This is a genomic window from Gemmatimonadota bacterium (genome assembly GCA_026706345.1).
In the GTDB taxonomy this organism is placed as follows: Bacteria; JAAXHH01; JAAXHH01; order JAAXHH01; family JAAXHH01; genus JAAXHH01.
In genome coordinates, this window is record JAPOYX010000224.1 from 1 (window position 1) to 2,684 (window position 2,684).

General features: G+C 61.9%; 2 protein-coding genes. Both read right to left on the minus strand.

The genetic code is table 11. The features are described from left to right. Positions 1-849 (minus strand): FAD-dependent monooxygenase (locus tag OXG98_16010; protein ID MCY3773512.1); only part of this gene is annotated, 849 nt, incomplete at its 3' end. Continuing rightward, positions 846-2,507, minus strand: a complete 1,662-nt coding sequence (locus tag OXG98_16015) for an AMP-binding protein (protein ID MCY3773513.1) — start codon at positions 2,505-2,507, stop codon at positions 846-848. The genes OXG98_16015 and OXG98_16010, both read right to left, overlap by 4 nt. Positions 2,508-2,684: the final 177 nt, after the last annotated feature.

Genomic DNA, 2,684 nt, shown 5'->3' on the forward strand with positions numbered 1-2,684 from the left:
CGCCAGGCGAGTCCCCGAGCCGATGGAGTAGTGCGCCCTGTACAGTGCATCGCCGATCAGGACCCGGTTCCCCACAGACCAGCGTTCGTTGACGATCGCCTCGAACTGCATCCATTCCGACTTGTTCTCGACCAGCGGCCGACCGTCCAGCAGGTCATCGAAGGCCTGCTCGCACAGTGCCTTGCGCCCGGCATTGGTCATCCGGTCCATGCCGAGAGCGTGCCAGCTCCGCTCGTCGACCTCTCCTACGAAGGTCCACATCTCGGGCGTATAGGCATAATAGTGCGCCACGATACCGCCTCCCCGGTAGCGCCTGAAACGCAGGCCGGACTCGTGCCCGGGGTGTTCGCAGCCGTACCAGACGAAGTAGTTGCCGCGCCTTTCATGGCGGGTGCCGAACTCCTCCGCGTGCAGCCTGCGCACCGTCGAATTGGCGCCATCCGCTCCGACGATGAGATCGTAGTCGCCGAAATCCCCCAAGTGGTCGATGCGCACCTCGTGCCTTACATCGACCCCCAACTCCGCACAGCGGCGTTCCAGGACCTTGAGGATATCCAGGCGTGTGATCATGCCGTTCGGACGGGTGAATTCCAGGGCGAACTCGCCGGCGCAATTCTCGATGACCTGCACGTTGGTCGGGTACATCCGTCGCTCAAGCGCCTGCATGGTCAGCGGATCCGCCTCGTTCAGCTTGTCGATCGCGCTCCTGGCCAGCCCCACGCCGAAGCCGTAGGTTGCATCCTTGGGATTCTGTTCCAGAACGAGAATGTCATCGGCGGTGCCCCGGGACTTCAGGAGAATCGCCAGGAACATCCCGCAAGGCCCGCCCCCCACAATGCATACTTTCACGCGACGGCTTCGTCGCGCAGCATCGCTTCGATCCTGGCTTTCAGCAACGGCTTGCTGGGCTTGCCGGAATCGGTCTGCGGAAAGTCGTCGACAACCTCTACCCGTTCGGGACACTTGTACTTGGCCATTCCCTCGCCGACAAGAAACTCCATGAGCCCCTCCACGTCCGGTGTCTCCGCCAACCCCGATGGAATGATGAAAGCGCACGCCCGTTCTTCGTAATCCGGGTCGGGCATGGCCACGATCATGATGTCGCCCACCCCGGGGTGGCGGCGGGCAGCGTGCTCCACTTCCTCGCAATTGATCTTCTCGCCGCCCCGGCTGACGATGTCCTTGAGGCGCCCTTCGAAGGAATAGTAGGTTTTTCCCTTGATTTCGCGGGCGGCCATCAGGTCTCCCGAGCGGAAAAAGCCATCGCTGGTGAAAACCTCGCGATTGCGCTCGTTCGCATCGTAGTAGCCGCAGAAGGTGTACGGCCCGCGGGAGATCATCTCGCCGATCTCTCCCGGCGCCACATCGTTCTCGGTGCCCGGTTCCACGATCCGCACTTCGTCCCACTCGGAAATCGGGCGGCCGATCGTTCGAAATCGCGCTTCCTCCGGATCGGTGGGGCGGCCGAAGGCGATGAGTCCCTCGGTCATGCCGAACAGGTGCATGCCCTTGACCCCCAGCACTTCCTCGGTCTTGCGCGCGGAATTCGTGCTGAAAACGCCTTTCACCTGCTCCAGCGGCAACAGGTTTTTGGCACCGACCTGCTGCATACGGCTGAGCGCCGCGCCGATGACGCCGAAATAGGTGGGTTTGCGCTGCTGAATCAGGTTGAACACGGTGAACGGGTCCACTGAGGCAGTGACAACCGCCTCGCCGCCACGCAACAGGGTCGGAAACACGATGCAAACCATCGCCGCGTTGTGAATGACCTGCAGCGGCATGAAGGTCACGGTGGTTTCGTCGAAGTACTCCCAGTCGGCGAACGCCTGCATGTTGTAAAGGTATTCGTTGCTGAATCGGGGAATGATCTTGGGGATGCTGGTGGTGCCCCCGGACAACTGGAACACGGTTACCTGGTAGGGGTCACGTTCGATCGCCTCGATGCGGGCGCGGGCTTTCGCCCTGTCCTGCGAGGCGATCATTGCGGCCATGTGCGCAAGATCGTCGGGGCCTTCGCCGCGAATCACCACCAGGTGCTCCATGGACGGCGTCCTGGCTGCAATGCCTCTGGCAAAGCCGGCGAAATCGAATCGCTCTTCGATGCCGATGAAATGCGCCCTGGCGCCCGAGTGGCCGGCGAGATAGGAGATTTCGGCGTCCCGGTGCGCCGCCAGCGTGCACACCGGTATCAGGTCGGCCTTCCAGCAGGCGATGAGGGCCACGACGATCTCGATGCTATTGACGACCTGGAATACAACCCGGTCCAGGGGTTCGAGCCCCATATCCAGCAACGCCCCGGCAAAGCAATCGGAGTCGTGGTCGAGTTGCGCGAACGTGATCTCCCTCTCCGGCGAAGATACGGCCACACGATCGGGCCATCGCCCCAGCGCGGACATCAGGGCCTCGGCCAGCGTTTCTTCGCCAAGCGGACCATTGGTGACGTAACGTTCGAACGCTGCTTGCGTCGGATAAACGACCCCCGGCATTGGGAATCTGACACCAGGCATATCCAGCATCCCTCAGATCGAAAGCGGCCATTTTAAGAAACAGGAACCGGGCCGGGACAACAAAAAGACCGGATACTTCCTATCACGCAAAATCAAACTGCGCGGCGATCCACATGGAGACAACCGGGACGGGAATCCGGCAATTGCGGTTGTCGGTGCTCCTTCCGGCGGGCCCTG